Source organism: Rheinheimera pacifica, from assembly GCF_900108485.1.
Classification (GTDB): domain Bacteria; phylum Pseudomonadota; class Gammaproteobacteria; order Enterobacterales; family Alteromonadaceae; genus Alishewanella; species Alishewanella pacifica.
In genome coordinates this window covers 109,001-130,129 of the sequence record NZ_FNXF01000009.1, presented here as the reverse complement: position 1 = coordinate 130,129, position 21,129 = coordinate 109,001, and the positions used below count along the sequence as shown (strand labels likewise).

The following is a 21,129-nucleotide window of genomic DNA, read 5'->3' as shown; positions in this document are numbered from 1 at the left end:
ACAATATAAAGGCGGCGAGTGTAACGCGAACCATTGTTTTGCTCAATTTAACTGTTTGCTGCGGTTGCATCTGCCGCGGCCGGAGAAACTGCGCTATGCTGTTGCGAATAACCGCTAACCAACTGAGTTAAATCGAAAGTGTCTGAATTTGATATTGATATGGTACAAAACTTTTTAATTGCTTTGTTGTTGGGGGCTTTGGTTGGCATTGAGCGGGAAAAACACCGCCGTGACGAGCACCCTGGCAGTTTTGGTGGTTTACGCACTTATATTTTATTTGCCCAGGCAGGTGCCGTATCGGCCTGGTTATCGCTGCATCTGCAATCGCCCTGGTTATTTGTTATTACGGTACTGGTGGTGGCACTGGCAGTACTCACGGCTTATATACTGGAAAACCGCCATACTCCATCAGAGCTTGGGTTAACCAGTGAAATCAGTGCTATTACCGTGTGTTTACTCGGTGGTGCGGTGATGTTTGGCTATGCCGAGCTTGCCGTTATGCTGGGTATACTGACATCGGCCATTCTTACCTTTAAACGGCCGCTGCATATTATGGTCAGTAAAATCGACAATGAAGATTTATACGCCGGAGTAAAGCTGCTGATTGCCAGTTTTATAGTACTGCCATTGCTACCCAACGAGCCGATTGATCCCTGGCAGGCCCTTAACCCTTACCGGCTCTGGTTACTGGTGATCCTGATTTCCTCTATGTCGCTGTTGGGGTATGTTGCCGTGCGCTGGCTTGGTGCTGCTCATGGCGCCGTGGTTACCGGGATCAGTGGTGGCCTGGCGTCATCTACGGCGGTTACCTTAAGTTTTGCCCGTAGCAGTAAATTTGAGCCTGATCCGTTAGCTGCCGATACTCAGGCCTGCGGGGTATTACTAGCCTGGCTGGTGATGTTTATCCGTGTGATGGTAACGGTAAGTATTGTGCATAAGCCTTTGCTGGCGCATTTGTGGCTGCCGTTTTGTGTCATGGCGGCTGCTACCGGCATTATGGCGGCCATTTACTACCAGCTTGGCCGCAGGCGTTATCAGGCACCACAACAAAGTAGCGTTAAGGTTAGCAATCCGTTTAGCCTGATTGCAGCAATGAAGTTTGGTGCACTGTTTGCGGTTATTTTGCTGCTGGTAAAGCTCACCGAGCAATATGCTGCCAGCGAGGGTATGTATTTGCTGGCCGCCGTAGCCGGTTTAACTGATGTGGATGCTATAACTTTGTCAATGGCAGACTACGCCCGGCGTATACCAGACGGCATAGCACTGGCTGCAGGTGCCGTTACCGTAGCGGCACTGAGTAATACCGTTGTTAAATGCGCCCTGGTATTTATATTGGGCGGCAGGGCACTGGCGAATAAGTTGTTAGCTGCCACGCTGGTAATACTGGCTTTGGGGCTGGCAGTGCTGTTTTTTGTTTAAGCAGTGTGGCGCAAGCCTTCAGGCTGGATTAAGCCTGGGCCTGTTCAGATGGCACAATAAAATACATTCCGGAGATAATATGATTAAGCGAAATAGCATTGCCGGCCTGGCACTGCTTAGTGTGTTTGCTGCGCCTACAATGGCGGCAACGGTGCTGACAGATGCTAACCTGGACCAGTTTGAAGCCATGTTACCCAAGTTGCAGCAGTTAGAGCAAAGGCCGCAGAACAAGCAGTTTAATTTGCAGCGACACTGTGATTGGCCGCGCCACTACCGCGAAATTAGCGCACAGGAAAAAGACTCAGCTTACCAGGCTGAAATTGAGCAACTGGCAAAAGAGCATGGTTTTACGCCGGTGCAATTTGTTGAGTTAAGCGCCAAAGTAACCTGGCCGGTGTTGGACAGTGTGCAACCTATGCTGGAGGTATCACGTCAGGCATTGATGTTTTTACCGGCAGCGCAGCGGCAAAAAACGGAAAAAACCATTCAACAGGGCCAGCAGTACTACCAAACGCTAACCGGCTGTTTAACCGCAGATGATAAAACCGCACTGGCCAAACACCATGACCGCATTATGCAAATAGCCAAACGCCTTGGCGGCGTTGAGCAAATATTGCCACCAGGCATGGCGGTAGAAAATAAACTATAGCGCTGGTTGATCTATACGTATTTAGGTACAGTAATCCTGTTATCAGCACAATAAGTGTTATATCTGTGGGTATTTTGCCACTCAGTCGCTATTTAGTCGCAACCTAAGGTTTTCAGATGAAATTGAGTCGTTATGTTTTAGCCAGTGTTATCAGTACCAGCATGATAAGTGGTGCAGCATTAGCCCAAAGTGCAGCATCACAAGGTTTTTCCTATGGTGTGGGTGTCGGGGTTAATCAAGAAATATATCAGGGCTACAGCAACCGTACAATTCCGTTACCGATCATTGGTTATCAGGGCGACAGGCTGACGGTATACGGGCCTTTTGTCAGCTATAAACTGCTGGATCTGGGTAATATTAGTTTTAGCGCCAAGCTGGCCCCAAGGTTTGCCGGTTTTGATGAATCTGACAGCGCAGTGTTTAGCGGTATGGCCAAACGTAAAGATTCAATTGACGGCGGTATTGGCATGCAGTTGCGCCAGGATAACTGGAAGTTTACAACCCAAACCGTATTTGATTTGTTAGGTAACTCTAACGGCCAGGAATCAAAGGTATCAGTGGGTTATAGCTACCGGGCGGGGCCCGTCATCATTGAGCCGGCATTTGGCGTCAGCTATTCCGACAGCAAACTGGTAGATTACTACTACGGTGTACGGCCGGATGAAGCCACAGCGCAGCGCCCGGCTTATAAAGCCAGTGGTGCCGTTAATTATAATGCCGGTGTTTCTGTCACTACGGCGCTGTTTTTTGGTGGTATGACAAGGCTTGGTGTAGAACATCACTGGTATGGCAGCAGCATCAGTGACAGCCCGTTAACAGATCGTGATACCGGGCTGTCGGCGTTTTTATCCTGGTCGCGGCTGTTTTAACTTAATCTGTTAAGGCCTGCACTAACTGGTGTATGGCCTTAAGTTGCATCCCTTCTTTGGTAGCATACTCTGCTCCGGTATAACCCCACCAATCCCAACAAGCGTTAGGGTTAAACGGGTTTATGCTGCTGGCAGTAGTTTGCGGGTATAACACCACGATATTATTGCTATCAGCATAATTATTCAGCCCGCTGCCGCTTACATAGGCCTGGTCTACGCTGGCAGCATTTTGCTTGCAGCCATGAAAACTAACATGTAACCGGCAACTTTCACCGCTGGCGCAGCTTTGTGGTACGTACAAATAACCCGTTTCAGCTAAGGTGCCTTTGGCGGCAGCGGCCAGCTGGTGCTGGTTAAATGGTATTAACTGGCCATTGCCAGTGGCTGTTTTAGCGTTAATACTGCCCAGTAAGTGCTTAAGCAGCTCGCCTGCGGCATCATAATTACAGCTGGCCAGAAAGGGCGCCTCAGATACATCGCAACTACCCAAAGCGGTATTGTCTGTTGGAAAGGTATGGCCAAACGCTTTATCCGTTATCAGCGCAATATTGCCGGCATCCACCCATTGCTGGTACTGCTGGTTAAGCACTGCGGCCAGGCCTGGGTATACTGTGGTGTCTTTATTGCCGTGAAAAATCCATACTTTGTCATTTTTAAGTGCTGTAACCGGCGCCAGCTTGCCAGCGGTGCGCTGTGCGGTTAAATATTGGTTTATTGCACTCATGTCTGGCGAGCTGCTGGCTTTATTAAAGCAATGTTCCAGTGCCAGGCCTAAACTGTTTTGCGCACAATACACCGGGCCACCGGCCAGCATGGCCACACCGCTAACCTGTTCGGCAAACGCCAGGTGGTACTGGCCAGCCATGTAAGCACCGCTGGATAAACCCGACAAGGTGATCTGCTCTGCCAGCTGCAGTTTGGGCAATGCCTGCTGTGCTGCCAGTGGTAAGGTAACAGCAGATAACAGAGTAAAACTAAATAGCTTAAATTTGCGCATACAGGCTCCGGCAATGGCGGGGTAATTTATTACTGAATTTTGCATAAAAGCACCCGGGCAACAATAAGGCTTTAGTACAGCACTAAAGCCAAAGTAATGCTAAAGCCTTATTACCAAACCGTGGTGTTAATGCAGGTTAATTACCTTAGCTACGCCACGCGAACGAGGATCGGCAGCAGCGGTGACTTTGCCGTCAAGCACCTGAATTGCCTGAATATCGCCCAGGTTCCAGCCCTGGGTAACCAGCTGATAGCCTTTGGCTTTTAGCTCGTCCTGCACGGCTGCTTTAAGGGGCGCATAAGGTTCCATGGTGATCTGATCTTTGGGCAGCAACTGATGATGAAAACGTGGCGCGGCCACAGCTTCACTCAGTGGTAGCTGATAGTCATATAAATTAGTCATTACCTGAAAAATTGAGGTGAAAATGGTTGAGCCGCCCGGCGTGCCGATCACCAGCTCTATTTTGCTATCTTTTAACAGCAGGCTGGGTGTCATGGACGACAGCATACGCTTACCCGGTGCTATGGCATTGGCGTCACTGCCTACTACGCCAAAAGCATTCGGTACCCCGGCTTTGGCGGAAAAGTCGTCCATTTCGTTATTCAGTAAAAAACCGGCACCTTCTACTACCACGCCGCTGCCAAAATCCAGGTTCAGGGTATAGGTGTTAGACACCGCATTACCGTCTTTATCCAGCACAGAAAAGTGCGTGGTATGGTAGCCTTCCAGCCCCGGCTTTACCGCCGCTGTGGCAGATATCGCTGCAGGGTTTATTTCAGCGGCGCGTTTATCTAAATAAGCACTGTCGAGTAACTGTTGCTGCGGTACTGCAGTAAAGTCTGGGTCGCCCAGATAATCGGCGCGATCAGCAAATACCCGTTTTTCTATTTCAGCAATTAAATGCACATACTGGCTGCTGTTAAGTGCAACATTATTAAAGTCTGCACTGCGCCGTTGCTTTAACGCCAGTAACTGGCTAAGCGCAATACCGCCAGAGCTTGGTGGTGCAGCAGTTACCAGCTGGTAATCGCGCCAGGGGGTAATAACCGGCTCGCGCCAGCCGGCTTTATATGCAGCTAAGTCATCAAGAGTGATCAGGCCGTCACCGCGTTGCATTTGCGCTACCAGTAATTTGGCTGTTTCACCCTGATAAAAGTCGGCCGGGCCATGTTCAGCAATGCGTTTAAGTGTGCTGGCAAGCTCGTTCTGGATAAAGTTTTCGTTGGGCTGCATAGCGGCAAAATAGCGGCCAAAATTGGTTTTGCCTTCCAGTTGGCTAAGTAAATCGGCACGGTACTGGTACTGGTTTTCTGCTACGGTAAAACCGTTTTGGGCATAGGAAATAGCCGGTTGTACCAACTCTGCCCAGGACAGGCTGCCAAAGCGTTGGTGGGCTTGCCATAAGCCCATCACAGTGCCCGGTACGCCACTGGCTTTATGGCCAATTAAACTTAAGTTTTCAATAACCTGTTTTTCTTCATCCAGATACATATCGCGATGTGCCGCAGCAGGGGCTGTTTCACGGTAATCGAGAAAGTAAGCTTTACCGTCAAACCACAACGTCATAAAACCACCGCCGCCAATATTGCCAGCCTCAGGGTAAGTTACTGCCAGTGTAAAGGCGGTAGCTACTGCAGCATCAACCGCATTGCCACCTTTTTTTAATATTTGTTCTGCTACCAACGCGCCATATTGATCCGGCGAAGCAACAGCAGCCTGGCCTTTAAGGCAAGCCTGTGCCGCGGGTGAAAGTACAGCCAGGCTGAACAACAAGTAAAAGCTAACGCGATACAAAAACTGCATAACAAACCACTCCGGTGATAACCAGTTATCAGTTCTAACGTGGTTGTTTGTTAAATACAAGATGTGACAGCTTATAAAGCGCCAGCTATGCTGATAAAGTAAAAAAAGCTTTGACTCTGGTAGCGAATTTAGCTGCTAAATCAGGAACATCGAAGTAGATAAAAAAGGATACATCATGGGATTTTGGAAAACCGTAGGCGGGCGTTTGTTAAGCATTCCTTTGTTGGCATTGCTTGGTTTTGTGGTACTTGGTGCAGTGGCATTAAATGCATTGCAGCACAGCCTGATAGAGGGCAGAGAAAATAGAGTAGTAGCTGTAATTGACAGTGCCCTTAGCCTGGTAAAGCATTATCAGGCACTGGAGCAAAGTGGCAGCCTGAGTAAAGAGCAGGCACAGCAACAAGCCATGGCCGCCATTAAAGCCATACGTTACGATGGTACCGAATATATCTGGATTAACGACACCGGCCGGCCCATTCCCAAAATGATTATGCACCCGACAGTGCCAACGTTAGATGGCACTGTACTGGACAGGCCAAATTTTAACCATGCCACCTTAATGCGCAACCGCGATGGCAGCCAGCAGCAAACCTTAAATAATGCCAATTTGTTTGTCAGCTTCGTTGACGTAATAGGGCGCTATGGCAATGGTTTTGTCGAGTATCAGTGGCCTAAACCAATCAAAGGTGGCGGGGTAACCGAAGAGCGCTATACCAAGCTGTCTTATGTGGCCAAAGACGATAACTGGGGTTGGGTGCTGGGCTCAGGTATTTATATTGATGATGTAAAAGCGGCATTCTGGGCTGTTGCGCTGCAAATCGGCGTAGTAGTGCTTATTGTTATTCTATTAACGGCGGGCGTATCGTTGTTTATCCGCAGTTGGTTACTGCGCTCACTCGGCGGCGAAGTTGCTGACACTAAGCTTCTGGTACAGCAGGTTGCAGCAGGTGATTTCTCGGTACAGTTTGCCCTGCGAAGTGGTGACAACGATAGTCTGCTGGCCGCCCTTAGCATTTAGGTTAATCAGCTGCGCAGTATTATCAGCCAGCAAATATCGATGGCCGAACAACTGGCCATGCAATCTGAAGCGTTAGACGACAGCAGCCAGCAAACGCAGCAGATTTTGCAAAATGTGATGGATCAAACTGCACAGGTTGCTACCGCTGTAAATGAAATGACTGCCACCTGTGAAGATATGGCCCGCAGCGCCACTACTGCCGCCAAAGCCGCCCGTGATGCTGATACCGAAACGCAAAACGGGGTAACTTCGGTAGGCCAAACCATTACTGCTATTGATGCGTTAAAGCTGAAGTTAGAGCAGGTATCTGAGGTTATTGCGCAGTTATCCAAACGCGGCGAAGAGGTTGGGGCAGTAACCGATGTTATCGGCGCCATAGCTGAGCAAACCAACCTGCTGGCACTAAACGCCGCAATTGAAGCTGCCCGCGCCGGTGAAATGGGCCGCGGTTTTGCCGTGGTAGCTGACGAAGTACGCACTTTGGCCAGCCGTTCGCAGGCCTCTACGCAAGATATCAATAAACGTATTCAGGGTATTCAGCAGGACTCTGCCAACGCCGTGCAATCTATGGCGCAAAGCAAAGCTGAAACTGAGCAAACCATAGTGTGCTCGCAGCAGGCCAATGAGGCGCTAAAACGCATTAATACGGCAGTATCCAGCATTACCGACGTTAACGACCAATTGGCCAGCGCCACCGAAGAGCTGGCAGTGGTGTCGGGCACCATCAATGAAAATATGGAGAATATCGCCACTGCAGTAGAAAGCACCACGGCAAAATCGACCGAGCTATCTGTAGCCAGCCAGCAACTGCGAAAAATGGCCAGTGATATGAAAAAGTCGCTGAGTGGTTTTAAACTCTAAACCAATATAGGTAAGTGCAGAAAAAACAAAGCCCCGCGAAAGCGGGGCTTTGTTTTGAGGAATTTAATGGTCGGTACGAGAGGATTCGAACCTCCGACCCCTTCACCCCCAGCGAAGTGCGCTACCAAGCTGCGCTACGTACCGACGTAGCGCGTATCATAATGATTCCCCGCCAGAATGCAATGCTGTATCGCCTGACTGCAGCAATTTTCGCCAGTTTAACAATAGCCTGCTGAACAATTAAGTAACCATTCAGTCTTTACTGCTATTAGTTAGGTTGCACTAACGGAGGACAAATTAATGAAACAGACAATACTGACAAGTGCCGTACTGGCGTCGTTGTCGTTACTGGCTGCGTGCGGCAGCGACTCTGACGATGATTTACAACCGCAGATGACCCGCTTTAGTTTGGCAGTAAGCGATGCACCGGTAAATGGCGCGAAAGTCGTTATGCTGTGTTTTAGCGAAATTGAGTTAACCGGCAACGGCGTGGGCAATCAGAGTTTTACGGTAGGGGATGATGATGCGGCGGCAGAGGCGAATGATGAATGCCGTGACGCCCAGGGCACTATTATTCCCAATACCCGTGGCATAGATTTACTGTTGCTCGATGGTGCTAAATCTGAAGCGCTGCTAACCGATGCAGATATTGAGGCTGGCAATTATGGCCAACTGCGGCTGGAAATTGCACCTGGCAGTTATGTAGAGCTGGAAGATGGCATGCGTGAGCCGTTACAGGTGCCGTCAAATGAATTAAAGCTGGGCAGTTTAACGCTGGTTGAAGGCGGGAATGCTAATTACACACTGGAGTTTGATTTACGCAAGGCGCTGATTAACCCGCCGGGGCAAAATGCTTACTTAATGAAACCAACCGGCTTGCGCCTAGTTAATAACACTGAGGTTGGCCATTTAACCGGCCAGGTAGCAGAGGGGTTGCTAATCAATAATAATTGCGCTGTGGCTCCCTCAGATGCCTCTGTGCCGGTAGCGGCGGTGTATTTGTATCAGGGCGCAGATCGGCCGCTGAATGAGTTATCGGATAATGGCGGCAATAAAACCTATCAGCCTTATGCCAGTACCAACGTGTACTTTGACGGTGTAAGTGCATACCACTACAGTATTGGTTTTATTAAGGCCGATAATTACACCGTAGCGCTAAGCTGTGACGTAGATGACAACCCTGAAGCGGCCGACGATATCAGCTTTTTGCAGGCGAAAAATGTGGTGGTAAGCCCTACAGCAACACCGGTTGAAGTGGACTTTATGGACTAAAGAGCCCATCAGCTTATTGAATGGCCGCTATTACTGCGGCCAGCTATCAACTTTTACGCTTTCTTGTTAGCATAGCCGTCTTTACGTCTTCGGGTGTGTCGCAGTGCTGTGGATCCCTTTTACCTTGCTGGCTGCATTTATGCAGGCCTGGCGCAATGCGTTTCAAAAACAACTAAGTAAAGACGTTAGCGTAGCCGGTGTTACGCTGGCGCGTTTTATCTGGGCTTCGCCTTTAGCGGCGCTTTATTTATACCTGTTATATCAGTGGCAGCCGGTGGCTATGCCGGTATTTAGCGGCCATTTTGCCGGTTTTATTGTTGCTGCCTCTTTGGCACAAATACTGGCTACAGCCCTGATGGTAAAACTGTTTAAGTTAAGAAACTACGCCATAGGTGCCGGCCTGGCAAAAAGTGAAGCCGTGTTGGCTGCGGTGCTGGGCGTGGTGTTTTTTAGTGAGTCGTTAACCGCTCTGGGCTGGTTTGGCGTTGCTTTAGGCGGTTGTGCGGTATTTTTACTCAGTGGTGCCAGTTTACGCCAGTTGTCCGTGCCGGTGTTGTTGCTGGGCCTTGGCAGCGGTTTAGCGTTTGCGCTGACATCCTTGTGGGTGCGCCAGGCCAGTTTGGTACTGGGCTTGCCTTTTCCCTATGGTGCAGCCTGGGTATTGCTGCTGGTTATTATGCTGCAAACGCTGTTATTGCTGCTGTGGTTAACGTTAAAAGACCGGCCCACGCTAACGGCTTTATGGCAGCGGCCTAAACTTACCTTACTGATCAGCCTATGCAGTTGCGTCGGCTCTATAGGTTGGTTTACCGCCATGAGCCTGGAATCGGTGGCACTGGTAAAAACCCTGGGGCAGGTTGAAGTGCTGTTTATGCTGCTGATTTCTGCTTTTGTATTTAAAGAAAAACTGCAAAAAGCCGACCACTGGGGCCTGGCATTGATTGTACTGGCCGCTATTGCGGTAATGTGGGCCTGAGGCAAACAGCCTCAGGCTATTGCTTTTATTAAGGCTGGGTTAGCGCCCATTGCGTTAGCAGTTGTACGCCATAGCCGGTTGCCCCTTCAGGAGTAATACCGCTGCTACTGTTGGCCAGGGCATTACCGGCAATATCAATATGTGCAAAGGGCGTGCTGCCGACAAACTGCTGTAAAAACAGCGCTGCGGTTGACGCACCGGCACTGCGGCCGCCATTACGCAGATCGGCAATACGGCTTTTCAGCTCTGGCAGCATGTCGTCGCTAAGCGGCAGGCGCCATAGTTTCTCGTTTACCTGCTCGCCGGCCTGCTGTAATTGCGCCACCAGATTATCATTTTTGCTAAATACACCGGCATAGTAGGCGCCAAGCGCTGTTACTTTAGCGCCGGTCAGGGTGGCAATATCTACCATAGCGCGTGGCTTGTAGTGTTTTTCGGCGTACCAGAGCGCATCGGCCATTACCATGCGGCCTTCAGCATCGGTATTAATCACTTCAACGCTAATGCCGGCGGCGGTATTCACCACATCACCGGGCAGGTAGGCGCGGTCAGAAATCATATTTTCTGCCAGTGCCATAACGACCACCACATTTACCGCTGCTTTTTGCTCGGCTAAAGCGGCAATAGTACCCAGTGCTGCAGCGGCACCAGCCATATCGCTGGTCATACGGATAATAGAATCTGCCTGGGTTTTCAGGTTATAGCCGCCGGTGTCAAAGGTAATACCTTTACCGATAATTGCCAGCGGTGCCTGCTGGCTGCCTTGCCAGTGGGCAATAACCAAACGCGGAGGGCGGGCACTGCCACGGCCAACGGCTAAAATGGCGCCCATATTATTTTTTTGCAGCGCGTTTTCATCGAAAATAGTAACTTTTACCCCCAGTTTTTTCAGCTCATTGGCTTTGTCGGCAAAATTAGCCGGTGACAGCCCCATAGCTGGCTCATTGGTGAGATCCCGCGCCAGAGTGACACCATTAGCAATGGCACTTAATTGGGCGTGGCGACGCTGTGCTTCGCTGGCATTGGCAACCACAAAATTCAGTTGTTGGCTTTGGGTATCCGCTTTGCCATCAGCAGCTTTAGCTTTGTAGCGCGTAAAGGTATAAGCGCTTAGGGTAGCGCCGAACGCCAGCTGTGCTGCCAGCTCAGTGTCGGCCAGGCTGCTGTTAATCTGGCTGGCATCAATAACGATATTTTTTCCGGCTGATTTAGTCAGCAAGCGGGCAAGATCAGCGCCGGCGTTGGCCGCGTTACTTGTAGTGTGCTCTGCAACGTTACCAACACCGAACACTACGACACGTTTGTAGGTGTTATAGGGGGCGGCCGGGCTTAGCCACTGCAGGCTCTGGCCGGATTTACCGCTAAAATTTTCGCTGCTGGCCAGTTGCTTCAGAGCATCCTGTTGTAAGGGGGTATTACTGGCGCCAAGTACTATTAATGTATCGGCATCGGTATTGGCCTGCTCAGTAAAGCGGATATCAAAGGCGGTAGCGCAAGTGGTAAAGCTTAGCAGTATCAGGGCTGCGGTAATTATTCTGTGCATGTGTTAAGTCCTTGTGTGGTTTCTTGTATTGTCTGCAGCAAATTCAGCTGATGCAACTCCAATGCGATAAGCCGTTCGCAGCATGTTATAAAACAATTGGTTGTCGGTACTGGTGAATTTTGATTAACTCAGTAAAATAGTTCGCTCTTTGAGCCTCATACGTAGTGATCCCTGTGCCAGACCAAGATTTATATGCCGATATCCGGCCGTACAATGATGATGAAGTCGCGCCGGCAATAGCCCGTTTAATTGCCGATGACGAGTTTATTCAGGCTATTTTGCATTACCGTTTTCCGCATTTATCCGGCCCGTTCGGCTGGTTGCTGTCGCCTATGGTGAAATTTGCCTTAAAACGGCGCTGGGCCAAATTAAACAGTGTGCATGCGGTGCAAAAGCAGGTTGCCAGTTTTATGGACCGGATGATAGACAACACCACCAATAAAATTACTGTGTCGGGCCTGGAAAACCTGACACCCAGCCAGGCTTACCTGTTTGTGTCTAATCATCGGGATATTGCCATGGATCCGGCATTGGTAAACTGGTGTTTGCATCATAACGGTTTTGATACAGTGCGCATTGCTATTGGTGACAATCTGCTGCGCAAAGCCTGTGCTACCGAGCTGATGAAGCTAAATAAAAGTTTTATTGTTAAGCGCGGTGCCAAAGGTCCACGCGAAATGCTGAAAAACTTCTCGCAGTTATCGGCCTATATTAAGCATTCGCTGCAACAGCAGCAGTCGGTATGGATTGCACAAAAAGAAGGCCGCGCCAAAGACGGTAATGATGAAACCGATCCGGCTATTCTGAAAATGTTTTATATGGAAGGCAAAAAACGCGGCGAAGATTTTGCCACTTATATGGCCGGTTTAAACATTGTGCCGGTGTGTTTGTCGTACGAATATGACCCCTGTGATATCAATAAAATTAACGAGTTGTGGCAAAAGCACACCGAGGGCTCGTATCAAAAAGGCGAGTTTGAAGATATCGACAGCATTATTAAAGGCATAGTTGGTTATAAAGGCCGGGTGCATGTGGCTTTTGGCAAACCCTTAACTACTGTGCCAGCAGAGCCGGAGCAACTGGCTGCTGTAATTGACCAGCAGATCTGGCAACAGTACCGGTTGTTTCCGGTAAATTATCTGGCAGCAGGCCAGCAACACGTTTCTGTAGATGAGGCTGTTGTAGAGCTGTGGCAACAGCGTTTACAAACCTTGCCCACAGGCGCTGCCCCTATGCTAAGTGCACTTTATGCCGCGCCGCTGATTAAGCAACAACTACAACAGCAGACGGAACACAGCACTTGAGCTATCTGGTTGGCGTAACCCTGTTATGGGCGTTTTCTTTTAGCCTGATCGGGGTATATCTGGCCGGTCAGGTAGATGCTTACTTTGCTGTTTTGCTGCGGGTGGTACTGGCTTTGCTGGTATTTATACCCTTTATGCGCCGGTTACCCTGGCAACTGGCCTGCAGATTATCAGCCCTGGGGGCTGTGCAGCTTGGGCTGATGTATTTGTTTTATTATCAGTCATTTATATTGCTAACGGTGCCGGAAGTATTAATTTTCACCATTTTTACACCGGTATACATCACCTTACTTTACGATGCGCTGCAGCGCCGGTTTCAGTATCGCTTTTTACTGGCGGCGTTACTGGCTGTTATTGCAGCAGCGCTAATGCGCTATAAAGGCTTAACTGAAGATTACTGGCTGGGTTTTGCCGTAGTGCAGGGCGCCAACCTGTGTTTTGCCATTGGCCAGGTAGGTTATAAAGTGCTGCTGGCCAAGCAGCCGGTTAAGTTAGTACAGCATCAGGTCTTTGGCTGGTTTTATCTGGGGGCGCTTGCGGTAGTGCTGCCGGCCTGGTTGTTACTGGGCTCGGCGCAGTACCCGCAGCACAGCAGCCAATGGGCAGTGTTGCTATGGCTTGGTTTGGTGGCATCCGGTGGTGGTTACTACTGGTGGAATAAAGGCGCTACCCTGGTCAGCAGCGGCATGTTGGCAGTAATGAACAATATGCTGATCCCGGCCGGTTTACTGGTGAATATTCTGCTGTGGAACCGTAATGAGAATTTACTGACTCTGGCAACAGGCTCGGTGTTATTAGTACTATCCTGTATGTTGTGTAAGCCTTTACGCAGCGCAGTTAAACCCGGAGGGGCAAATGGCCAGACAAATTAGCTATACCTTTAACAAGCAGCGCAAAGTGATTAATTTCAGTTATGACAAACACCATGATATGTACGAAGCCGTCGCTGCCGCTGAGGGCATAGATTTAACCCGCTTTCTGGCGATGGAGCAGCAAGTGGCAATGACCGCCAAGCGAGGCGCAGCAGTGAAAAACTACCGCCAACAAGAATTTGCCCGTATGGGGTTTGCTGATATCGCTTTTGTCAGAGAAGAGCAGTAGGGTATTTGCCCTGCAGGTAGTATGAATAGGGCGCCTGTATCTGGCGCTTATTTTTTATATCAAATTACAGGCAATAAAAAAGGACACCGCGGTGTCCTTTTTTTAGCAAGTGCTTAAATTACAGAACTGTAACGTTAGCAGCTTGTGGGCCTTTTTGGCCTTGTTCGATTTCGAAAGCTACGCGTTGGCCTTCGTTTAAGGTTTTGTAACCTTCAGTTTGGATAGCACGGAAGTGAACGAATGCGTCAGCGCCGCCGTTATCCTGAGTAATGAAACCGAAACCTTTATCAGCGTTGAACCACTTTACTACACCAGTTACTTTAGCCATGAATGACTCCTAAAAATTTTAATAAAACTAATTGACGCTTAATTGCGCTTTTAGCCTGACTGTTACCTTACTTATGCGGCCAAACGTGCGTGAATCTTCAGGACATGACTTACAATGAAGCTGTGTAGCGAAGTTTTCATAAACATTTTGTTACATAGGTCTGCTTTACAGGCCGGGAATCACTATAACAGGTCTGGAACGAATGTATATAGCAAAATGCAAATAAACCGTTGTCTGGTAATAAAAAAGCGTAAAAAAATAAAAAAGGCCGCAAAAGCGGCCTTAATCGAAGTTGGTTATTTATTGAGCATTAAGCATTTAATGCAATTTTAGGCTCAACAAAAGCAAAACCCAGTGCCTCGGCAACGCTTTGGTTAGTTACATGGCCATTCATCACGTTTAAGCCATTCATTAAATGCTGATCATCCAGCAGCGCCTGCTTGTAGCCTTTATTAGCTAAACGCAGAATAAACGGCAGGGTGGCATTGTTCAGTGCAAAGGTAGAGGTGCGTGGCACAGCACCCGGCATGTTAGCTACACAGTAGTGCACAACGTCGTCCACTATATAGGTAGGTTCAGCATGGGTAGTTGGCTTAGAGGTTTCCACACAGCCGCCCTGGTCGATAGCAACATCAACAATAGCTGAGCCGGGTTTCATCCGCTTGATGTGGTCTTTGGTAACCAGTTTAGGAGCCGCAGCGCCTGGTACCAGCACACCACCGATCACTAAGTCAGCCGCCAGTACTTCCTGCTCCAGTGCATCAGCGGTAGAGTAAATAGCTTTTACTGCACCGTTAAACTGGGCATTAATACGGCGCAGTACATCAACACTGCGGTCCAGCACGGTAACGTCAGCACCTAAACCCAGTGCCATTTGCGCAGCGTTAGTACCAACCATACCACCACCGATCACGACAACTTTAGCCGGAGCCACGCCCGGTACACCACCTAATAACATACCGCGGCCACCACAGGATTTCTCCAGCGCGCGGGCGCCGGCCTGAATTGACATCCGGCCGGCCACTTCAGACATTGGCGCTAACAGCGGTAAGCCGCCACGGTTGTCTGTTACAGTTTCATAGGCAATACAAATTGCTTTTGATTTGATCAGATCCTGCGTTTGCGGTAAATCAGGTGCCAGGTGCAGGTAGGTAAACAGGATTTGGCCTTCACGCAGCATAGCGCGCTCAACTGCCTGAGGTTCTTTTACTTTAACAATCATGTCAGCTTTGGCAAAAATTTCAGCAGCAGTGGCCAGAACAGTAGCACCGGCAGCAGTGTAATCTTCGTCAGTAAAGCCGATGCCCATGCCTGCATGGGTTTCAATCAGTACGCTGTGTTTGTTATTTACCAGTTCACGCACGCTTGCCGGCGTCATGCCTACGCGGTATTCATGGTTTTTAATTTCTTTTGGTACGCCAATGATCATAATGTTATGCCCTTTTCTGAGGTAAATGTTGGCTTGGGTAAAATTTGTGCGCAGTATACTGCTAATTTTGTAGAATTAATGCTTGTTTTATGGCTCTGCAGTAGTGCAAAATTCTGTTTAAATTTAAAAAGCGAATTTTTTAGCTGCTATGTACTCTTTAAGTAAAAGTATCAAGAAGTTAGACAGGATAGATCGCAAAATACTGCTGGAGTTACAACGCGACGGCCGTTTAGCCAACGTAGAACTGGCGCGCAGGGTAGGGCTTAGCCCGACTCCCTGCCTCGAGCGGGTGCGTAAGCTTGAAGCTGAGGGCGTGATTTTAGGCTACAGTGCACAAATTGACCCACATAAAGTGGGCGCCGCGTTACTGGTGTTTGTCGAAATTACCTTAAGTAAAACCTCGCCGGAAGATTTTGACGAATTCAGCAAAGCCGTGCAAAAACTGGAAGAAATTCAGGAGTGCCATCTGGTATCCGGCAGCTTCGATTTTTTGCTGAAAACCAGGGTGGCCAATATGGCAGCCTACCGGGAACTGTTGGGGGAAACTCTGCTCAGATTACCCAGTGTGCGCGAAAGCCGCACTTATGTGGTGATGGAAGAGGTGAAGCAAACCACCTTTGTTGCGATAAATGTGGCGCCAAGCAGCTAATTAGCGGTTCAGCCGTGCTTCACGGATGCACTTTTACAGTGTCTCTGGTATCTTAGCCTGCAGTACTACACTCTGGTGCGCTTGAACAAAAAACGATGATAAAAAAGGTAGGGTCTTTCATTTGCAAAACCGAGCTTATTTTCCGCTAAACGGTGTACAGCGCTTGCTGGAAGTCGGATTAATTGTGTTTTCCGGCTTTGCCTTATTTCTGTTATTGGCATTGTTATCTTTTGATCCCGCCGATCCCAGCTGGTCGCAAACCGGTTACCAAACCAGCATTCATAATTACGCCGGGCCAATAGGTGCCTGGCTGGCCGATTTATTATTATTCAGTTTTGGCTGGATTGCCTACCTGATTCCATTTTTGGTGGCATTGGCCGGTTATCTGCTGTTTAAACGTTTTCACGATTTAATGAGCCTGGATTATTTGATCCTGGGCCTCCGCCTGATTGGCCTGGTACTAACACTGTTAACGGCAACAGCAATAAGCAGTATGAATTTTAATGATATTTTTTATTTTTCATCCGGCGGAGTTATAGGTGATGTCGTTAGTGGCGCCTTGCTGCCGTACTTTAATTTTATTGGTACTGTTTTACTGTTGTTGTGTGGTTTTGCTACCGGCTTAACGTTAATGACAGGTATTTCCTGGCTAACGGTAGCTGATGCGCTGGGCGCGGCCTGTTACAGCGCAGTGCAGTTTGCTATGTCTGTGCCACAACGCTTACGTGAACGTAGTAAAGACGACTATGACCCTTTTGCTGCTGAACCGGAGCAAGATGAATTTGACGATGAGCCTGTAGTTATAGCCGAGAAGCCACGTAAAACACCGCAGCTGAGTAAGCCGGTGGCTGATACTTTGCCGATCACGCCGTTAAATGCCAAAACTGAAGCTAAGGCGTTTTACAGTGTGGATACGCTGGCTGATGAAGAGTTGTCGTTCAGTGCTATTGATGAACCGGACGCTGCACGCTGGAGTGATACTCTGCAACAATTGGATTTACCGCCAGATTCTGAAATTGAAACCATTCTGACTGAAATTGCAGATGAAGAAGATGACAGCGAAGAAGTATCGCATTTGATGGAGGAGCTGCCATCACTGGCGTTGCTGGACCGGCCTGATAAAGCTGTAAACCCGATAGATCCGGCTGATTTAGAGCGGGTGTCACGTTTGGTAGAGGCAAAGCTGCTTGATTTTAATGTTGACGCTAAAGTCGTCGGTGTACACCCGGGCCCTGTGGTAACCCGCTTTGAGCTGGATTTAGCGCCTGGTGTTAAAGTCAGTAAAATTACCGGCCTGGCCAAAGATTTGGCGCGCTCGTTATCTGCTATCAGTGTGCGGGTAGTGGAAGTTATTCCGGGTAAGTCTTTTATCGGTTTAGAGCTGCCAAACCAGCACCGCGAAATTGTGCGTTTATCTGAAGTGATTGGTGATGAGATATTTGAAAGCTCTAAGTCACCACTGACAATGGTATTGGGTAAAGATATTGCCGGTAAGTCGGTAGTGGCTGATCTGGCCAAAATGCCGCATTTGCTAGTGGCAGGTACGACAGGCTCTGGTAAGTCGGTTGGCGTAAACGTAATGATTTGCAGCCTGTTGTATAAATCGACGCCGGATGATGTGCGCTTTTTAATGATCGACCCGAAAATGCTTGAGCTGTCTATTTATGAAGGTATTCCGCACCTGCTGACCGAAGTGGTTACCGACATGAAGGACGCCGCCAATGGTTTACGCTGGTGTGTCGGCGAGATGGAGCGGCGCTATAAACTGATGTCTGCGCTGGGTGTACGTAATCTCAAAGGCTATAACGCCAAAGTTAAAGAAGCGATTGCAGACGGCGCTCCGTTAAAAGATCCGCTGTGGCGCCCGTCAGATAATATGCGTACTGAAGCCCCGTTATTAGAGAAATTACCGTCTATTGTTGTGGTTATCGACGAATTTGCCGACATGATGATGATTGTTGGTAAAAAAGTAGAAGAGTTGATTGCCCGTATTGCGCAAAAAGCGCGGGCGGCAGGTATTCACCTGATCTTAGCTACCCAGCGGCCGTCGGTAGATGTGATTACCGGTTTAATTAAAGCCAATATCCCTACCCGGATAGCATTTCAGGTGTCATCGAAAATTGACTCCCGTACTATTTTGGATCAACAAGGCGCTGAAAGCTTACTGGGACAGGGCGATATGCTGTATCTGCCACCAGGCTCAGGTGTACCAAACCGGGTGCATGGTGCCTTTGTGGACGACCATGAAGTGCATGCTGTGGTTGCCGACTGGAAAAAACGCGGTAAGCCAAACTATATTGCTGAAATTTTAAGCGGCGAAACCACCGAAGAAAATCTGCTGCCGGGTGAAACCCTCGAAGGTGAAGATGGTGAAGCCGATCCGCTGTATGATCAGGCCGTGGCCTTTGTTACCGAAAGCCGCCGAGCTTCGGTGTCCGGTGTACAGCGCAAGTTTCGTATAGGGTATAACCGTGCCGCCCGTTTGGTAGAACAAATGGAACACAGCGGTATTGTCAGTGGCCCCGGCCACAATGGTAATCGTGAAGTGATGGCTCCACCGCCACCAAAAGGATATTAAATGCTACGTAGTTTGCTAGCGGTTGTTGTGTTGTGTAGTTCTGTTTCTGCTGTGGCGCAAAATGCTGAGCAGACGCTACAACGTAAACTGGCCAGTATTAAAAGTTTTTCTGCCAGTTTTGAGCAGCAGGTGTTTGATGCCCAAAAGCAGTTGCTGCAACAGGGTAAAGGCGAGCTGATGATCAAGCAGCCGGCACTGTTCCGCTTTGAAACCACGGAGCCCGAGCCAAACCTGTTTATTGGCGATGGCCAAAGCCTGTGGTTTTATAATGAAGCGCTGGAACAGTTAACCATTTATGATGCTGCCAGTGAAGTAAACCGCACTCCCTTTGTGTTACTCACATCAACGAAGCCTGAGCTTTGGGCCCAGTATAATGTAGAGCAACAAGGCGAGCTGTTTGTGATCCGCTCCAAAGACGCCGATAGCCCGGTAAAACAGCTAACATTGAGCTTCGCCGGCGCGGCGTTATCTAAAATGCAGGTACTGGATATGAACCAGCAAACCAGCGAGTTTAATTTCACTTTAATGCAGCTGAATATTGAGCTGGACAAAGGCTTGTTCCGGTTTAATCCGCCAGAGCATACTGATATTGACGATCAGCGCCAGCGGTAACACTGTGAACTCATTGCCACTTGATTTTGCTGATGACTTTCGCCCGCTGGCTGCCAGAATGCGGCCGCAAACACTGGCCGAATATGCAGGGCAGCAACATTTAATCGGCGAAGGCACCGCACTTAAAAAAGCAATTGAAGCCGGGCGGGTGTTTTCGCTTATTTTATGGGGCCCGCCGGGCACCGGTAAAACCACTCTGGCAGAAGTTATAGCCCGGCATGCTGATGCAGCTATCAGCAAATTGTCTGCAGTAACCTGCGGTATTAAAGAAATTCGCGAAGCCATTGCACAGGCGCAGCAACGCCAGCAGCAGTATCAGCAGCGTACCTTGCTGTTTGTCGATGAGGTACACCGTTTTAATAAAAGCCAGCAAGATGCCTTTTTACCTTTTATTGAGGATGGCACCATTATTTTTATTGGTGCCACCACTGAAAACCCATCTTTTGCCCTGAACAACGCCATTTTATCCCGTGCCCGGGTGTGTGTACTCAAACCGCTGACTAATACCGATTTACAGCAGGTATTGGCACAGGCTCTGACAGATAAAGAGCGTGGCTTGGGCCTTGAGGCTGTGCGCCTGGCAGCCGATGCTGAGCAATTGCTGTTACAACTGGCCGACGGTGACGCGCGTAAGTTACTCAACCTGCTGGAACAAGCGGCAGAGCTTACCGAGGCTGATAGCGACGGCAAAGTGATAAGCTTTGATACGCTGAAAAATCTGGTGCCAAAGCAGTTACCGGGCTTTGATAACCAGGGTGATATGTTTTATGACCTGATTTCAGCCTTTCATAAATCAGTACGCGGCTCAGATCCTGACGCAGCCTTGTATTGGTATTGCCGTATTCTGGCCGGTGGCGGCGATCCGCTGTATGTTGCCAGGCGGCTGCTGGCCATTGCCAGTGAAGATATTGGTAACGCCGATCCGCGCGCACTGACACTGGCACTAAACGCCTGGGATACTTTTGAACGGGTAGGGCCGGCCGAAGGTGAGCGGGCTATTGCCCAGGCTGCAGTGTATCTGGCGCTGGCACCGAAAAGTAATGCCGTGTATAGCGCCTTTAATCAGCTTAAACAGCTGGTAGCAGAACAACCCGCTTTTGAGGTGCCGCTGCATTTGCGCAATGCACCAACTAAGTTAATGAAGCAGCTGGGTTTTGGCGAAGGGTATCGTTATGCGCATGACGAAGCCGGTGCTTATGCCGCCGGCGAGCGTTATTTACCGGCAGAGCTTGCCGGACAGCAATTTTATCAGCCGGTAGAGCGCGGCATGGAAAAGCAACTGGCAGAGAAGCTGCGTTACCTGAAGCAGCTTGATGCCGACAGCCCACGCAAGAGAGATAAATAATGCTGACTTATCTGGCTGTAGCTATCGGCGGTGCAGTAGGAGCATGCTTGCGCTATGGCGTTAACGAGCTGGCAATGAATGTTTTAGGTAAGTCATTCCCTTTTGGTACTTTGCTGGTTAATATTCTGGGTTCTTTTGTGCTGGGTTGGTTGTATGCGCTGTTCAGCAGTGGTGTGCTGGCGGTATCACCCTGGCGGGCACTGATAGCTATTGGCCTTATCGGTGCCTTTACCACGTTTTCAACCTTTTCGCTGGATTCCGTCTTGTTAATACAGCAAGGCGACTGGCTAAAAGCAATCGCCAACGTATTATTAAATGTGTTGTTGTGTTTAACGCTTGCCTGGTTAGGGCTTAAACTGGGTTCAATGAAGTAATT

Annotated in this window: 20 protein-coding genes and 1 tRNA gene; 15 read left to right on the top strand and 6 right to left on the bottom strand. The window is 49.1% G+C overall.

What is annotated here, in order from left to right; all coding sequences use genetic code 11:
- The first annotated feature begins 138 nt into the window (after positions 1-138).
- The 3 genes from BLW68_RS12755 to BLW68_RS12745 all read left to right on the top strand — a co-directional run bounded on the left by BLW68_RS12755 (position 139) and on the right by BLW68_RS12745 (position 2,937).
- Positions 139-1,419, top strand: coding sequence for an MgtC/SapB family protein (locus BLW68_RS12755; protein ID WP_092793872.1), 1,281 nt, complete (start codon positions 139-141; stop codon positions 1,417-1,419).
- A gap of 79 nt (positions 1,420-1,498) precedes the next feature.
- Positions 1,499-2,068 (top strand): hypothetical protein, encoded by a 570-nt coding sequence (locus BLW68_RS12750; RefSeq protein WP_092793871.1) that lies wholly within the window; start codon positions 1,499-1,501, stop codon positions 2,066-2,068.
- Between the two features lie 116 nt (positions 2,069-2,184).
- Positions 2,185-2,937, top strand: coding sequence for a MipA/OmpV family protein (locus BLW68_RS12745; RefSeq protein ID WP_092793869.1), 753 nt, complete (start codon positions 2,185-2,187; stop codon positions 2,935-2,937).
- Position 2,938: 1 nt separating this feature from the next.
- On the opposite strand, the gene BLW68_RS12740 is transcribed toward BLW68_RS12745, so the two are convergent.
- Together BLW68_RS12740 and ggt are read right to left on the bottom strand one after the other, a co-directional pair.
- Complete coding sequence (locus BLW68_RS12740) at positions 2,939-3,934, bottom strand: extracellular catalytic domain type 2 short-chain-length polyhydroxyalkanoate depolymerase (RefSeq protein WP_092793868.1); 996 nt, start codon at positions 3,932-3,934, stop codon at positions 2,939-2,941.
- Positions 3,935-4,060: 126 nt separating this feature from the next.
- On the bottom strand, positions 4,061-5,737 hold the full coding sequence (gene ggt, locus BLW68_RS12735) for a gamma-glutamyltransferase (protein WP_092793867.1): 1,677 nt from the start codon (positions 5,735-5,737) through the stop codon (positions 4,061-4,063).
- A gap of 175 nt (positions 5,738-5,912) precedes the next feature.
- Here ggt and BLW68_RS21265 point away from each other — a divergent pair, with 175 nt between their 5' ends.
- Positions 5,913-6,755: a cache domain-containing protein gene (locus BLW68_RS21265; protein ID WP_218141368.1), complete on the top strand. Its 843-nt coding sequence runs from the start codon at positions 5,913-5,915 to the stop codon at positions 6,753-6,755.
- 39 nt (positions 6,756-6,794) lie between these two features.
- Positions 6,795-7,616 carry a methyl-accepting chemotaxis protein gene (locus BLW68_RS21260; protein WP_218141367.1) on the top strand — a complete coding sequence of 274 codons (822 nt, stop codon included), beginning with the start codon at positions 6,795-6,797 and terminating at the stop codon, positions 7,614-7,616.
- Positions 7,617-7,683: 67 nt separating this feature from the next.
- Here the strand turns inward: BLW68_RS21260 and BLW68_RS12725 are convergent.
- Positions 7,684-7,760: transfer RNA gene (locus BLW68_RS12725), tRNA-Pro, on the bottom strand.
- Between the two features lie 156 nt (positions 7,761-7,916).
- On the opposite strand from BLW68_RS12725, the gene BLW68_RS12720 reads away from it, so the two are divergent.
- A complete protein-coding gene (locus tag BLW68_RS12720) occupies positions 7,917-8,888 on the top strand; it encodes a DUF4382 domain-containing protein (protein ID WP_092793866.1) in 972 nt (323 codons plus the stop codon).
- A 103-nt stretch (positions 8,889-8,991) separates the two neighbouring features.
- On the top strand, positions 8,992-9,864 hold the full coding sequence (locus BLW68_RS12715; protein ID WP_092793864.1) for an EamA family transporter: 873 nt from the start codon (positions 8,992-8,994) through the stop codon (positions 9,862-9,864).
- 28 nt (positions 9,865-9,892) lie between these two features.
- On the opposite strand, the gene BLW68_RS12710 is transcribed toward BLW68_RS12715, so the two are convergent.
- A complete protein-coding gene (locus BLW68_RS12710; protein WP_092793862.1) occupies positions 9,893-11,407 on the bottom strand; it encodes a leucyl aminopeptidase in 1,515 nt (504 codons plus the stop codon).
- A gap of 173 nt (positions 11,408-11,580) precedes the next feature.
- On the opposite strand from BLW68_RS12710, the gene BLW68_RS12705 reads away from it, so the two are divergent.
- The 3 genes from BLW68_RS12705 to BLW68_RS12695 are packed head-to-tail and all read left to right on the top strand — an operon-like array spanning position 11,581 to position 13,812.
- Positions 11,581-12,711, top strand: coding sequence for a lysophospholipid acyltransferase family protein (locus BLW68_RS12705; protein WP_245728336.1), 1,131 nt, complete (start codon positions 11,581-11,583; stop codon positions 12,709-12,711).
- Complete coding sequence (locus BLW68_RS12700; protein ID WP_092793861.1) at positions 12,708-13,583, top strand: EamA/DMT transporter family protein; 876 nt, start codon at positions 12,708-12,710, stop codon at positions 13,581-13,583. Before BLW68_RS12705 ends, BLW68_RS12700 begins: the two co-directional genes overlap by 4 nt.
- The gene (locus BLW68_RS12695; protein WP_068238202.1) at positions 13,567-13,812 is read left to right on the top strand and encodes a DUF2960 domain-containing protein; all 246 of its coding nucleotides are present in this window, start codon (positions 13,567-13,569) and stop codon (positions 13,810-13,812) included. The genes BLW68_RS12700 and BLW68_RS12695 overlap by 17 nt, the downstream gene beginning before the upstream one ends.
- 118 nt (positions 13,813-13,930) lie before the next feature.
- Here the strand turns inward: BLW68_RS12695 and cspE are convergent, their stop codons facing one another.
- Positions 13,931-14,140 carry a transcription antiterminator/RNA stability regulator CspE gene (gene cspE / locus BLW68_RS12690; protein ID WP_027670166.1) on the bottom strand — a complete coding sequence of 70 codons (210 nt, stop codon included), beginning with the start codon at positions 14,138-14,140 and terminating at the stop codon, positions 13,931-13,933.
- 310 nt (positions 14,141-14,450) lie between these two features.
- Positions 14,451-15,569, bottom strand: coding sequence for an alanine dehydrogenase (gene ald, locus BLW68_RS12685; RefSeq protein WP_092793859.1), 1,119 nt, complete (start codon positions 15,567-15,569; stop codon positions 14,451-14,453).
- Between the two features lie 148 nt (positions 15,570-15,717).
- Here ald and lrp point away from each other — a divergent pair, with 148 nt between their 5' ends.
- The 5 genes from lrp to crcB all read left to right on the top strand — a co-directional run bounded on the left by lrp (position 15,718) and on the right by crcB (position 21,127).
- On the top strand, positions 15,718-16,218 hold the full coding sequence (gene lrp, locus BLW68_RS12675; RefSeq protein WP_092793854.1) for a leucine-responsive transcriptional regulator Lrp: 501 nt from the start codon (positions 15,718-15,720) through the stop codon (positions 16,216-16,218).
- 121 nt (positions 16,219-16,339) lie between these two features.
- Positions 16,340-18,796 (top strand): DNA translocase FtsK, encoded by a 2,457-nt coding sequence (locus tag BLW68_RS12670; RefSeq protein ID WP_092793851.1) that lies wholly within the window; start codon positions 16,340-16,342, stop codon positions 18,794-18,796.
- The gene (gene lolA / locus BLW68_RS12665) at positions 18,797-19,408 is read left to right on the top strand and encodes an outer membrane lipoprotein periplasmic chaperone LolA (RefSeq protein WP_092793850.1); all 612 of its coding nucleotides are present in this window, start codon (positions 18,797-18,799) and stop codon (positions 19,406-19,408) included.
- A 4-nt stretch (positions 19,409-19,412) separates the two neighbouring features.
- Positions 19,413-20,753, top strand: coding sequence for a replication-associated recombination protein A (locus tag BLW68_RS12660; RefSeq protein ID WP_092793932.1), 1,341 nt, complete (start codon positions 19,413-19,415; stop codon positions 20,751-20,753).
- Complete coding sequence (gene crcB, locus BLW68_RS12655; RefSeq protein ID WP_092793847.1) at positions 20,753-21,127, top strand: fluoride efflux transporter CrcB; 375 nt, start codon at positions 20,753-20,755, stop codon at positions 21,125-21,127. The genes BLW68_RS12660 and crcB overlap by 1 nt, the downstream gene beginning before the upstream one ends.
- The last annotated feature ends 2 nt before the right edge of the window (positions 21,128-21,129 follow it).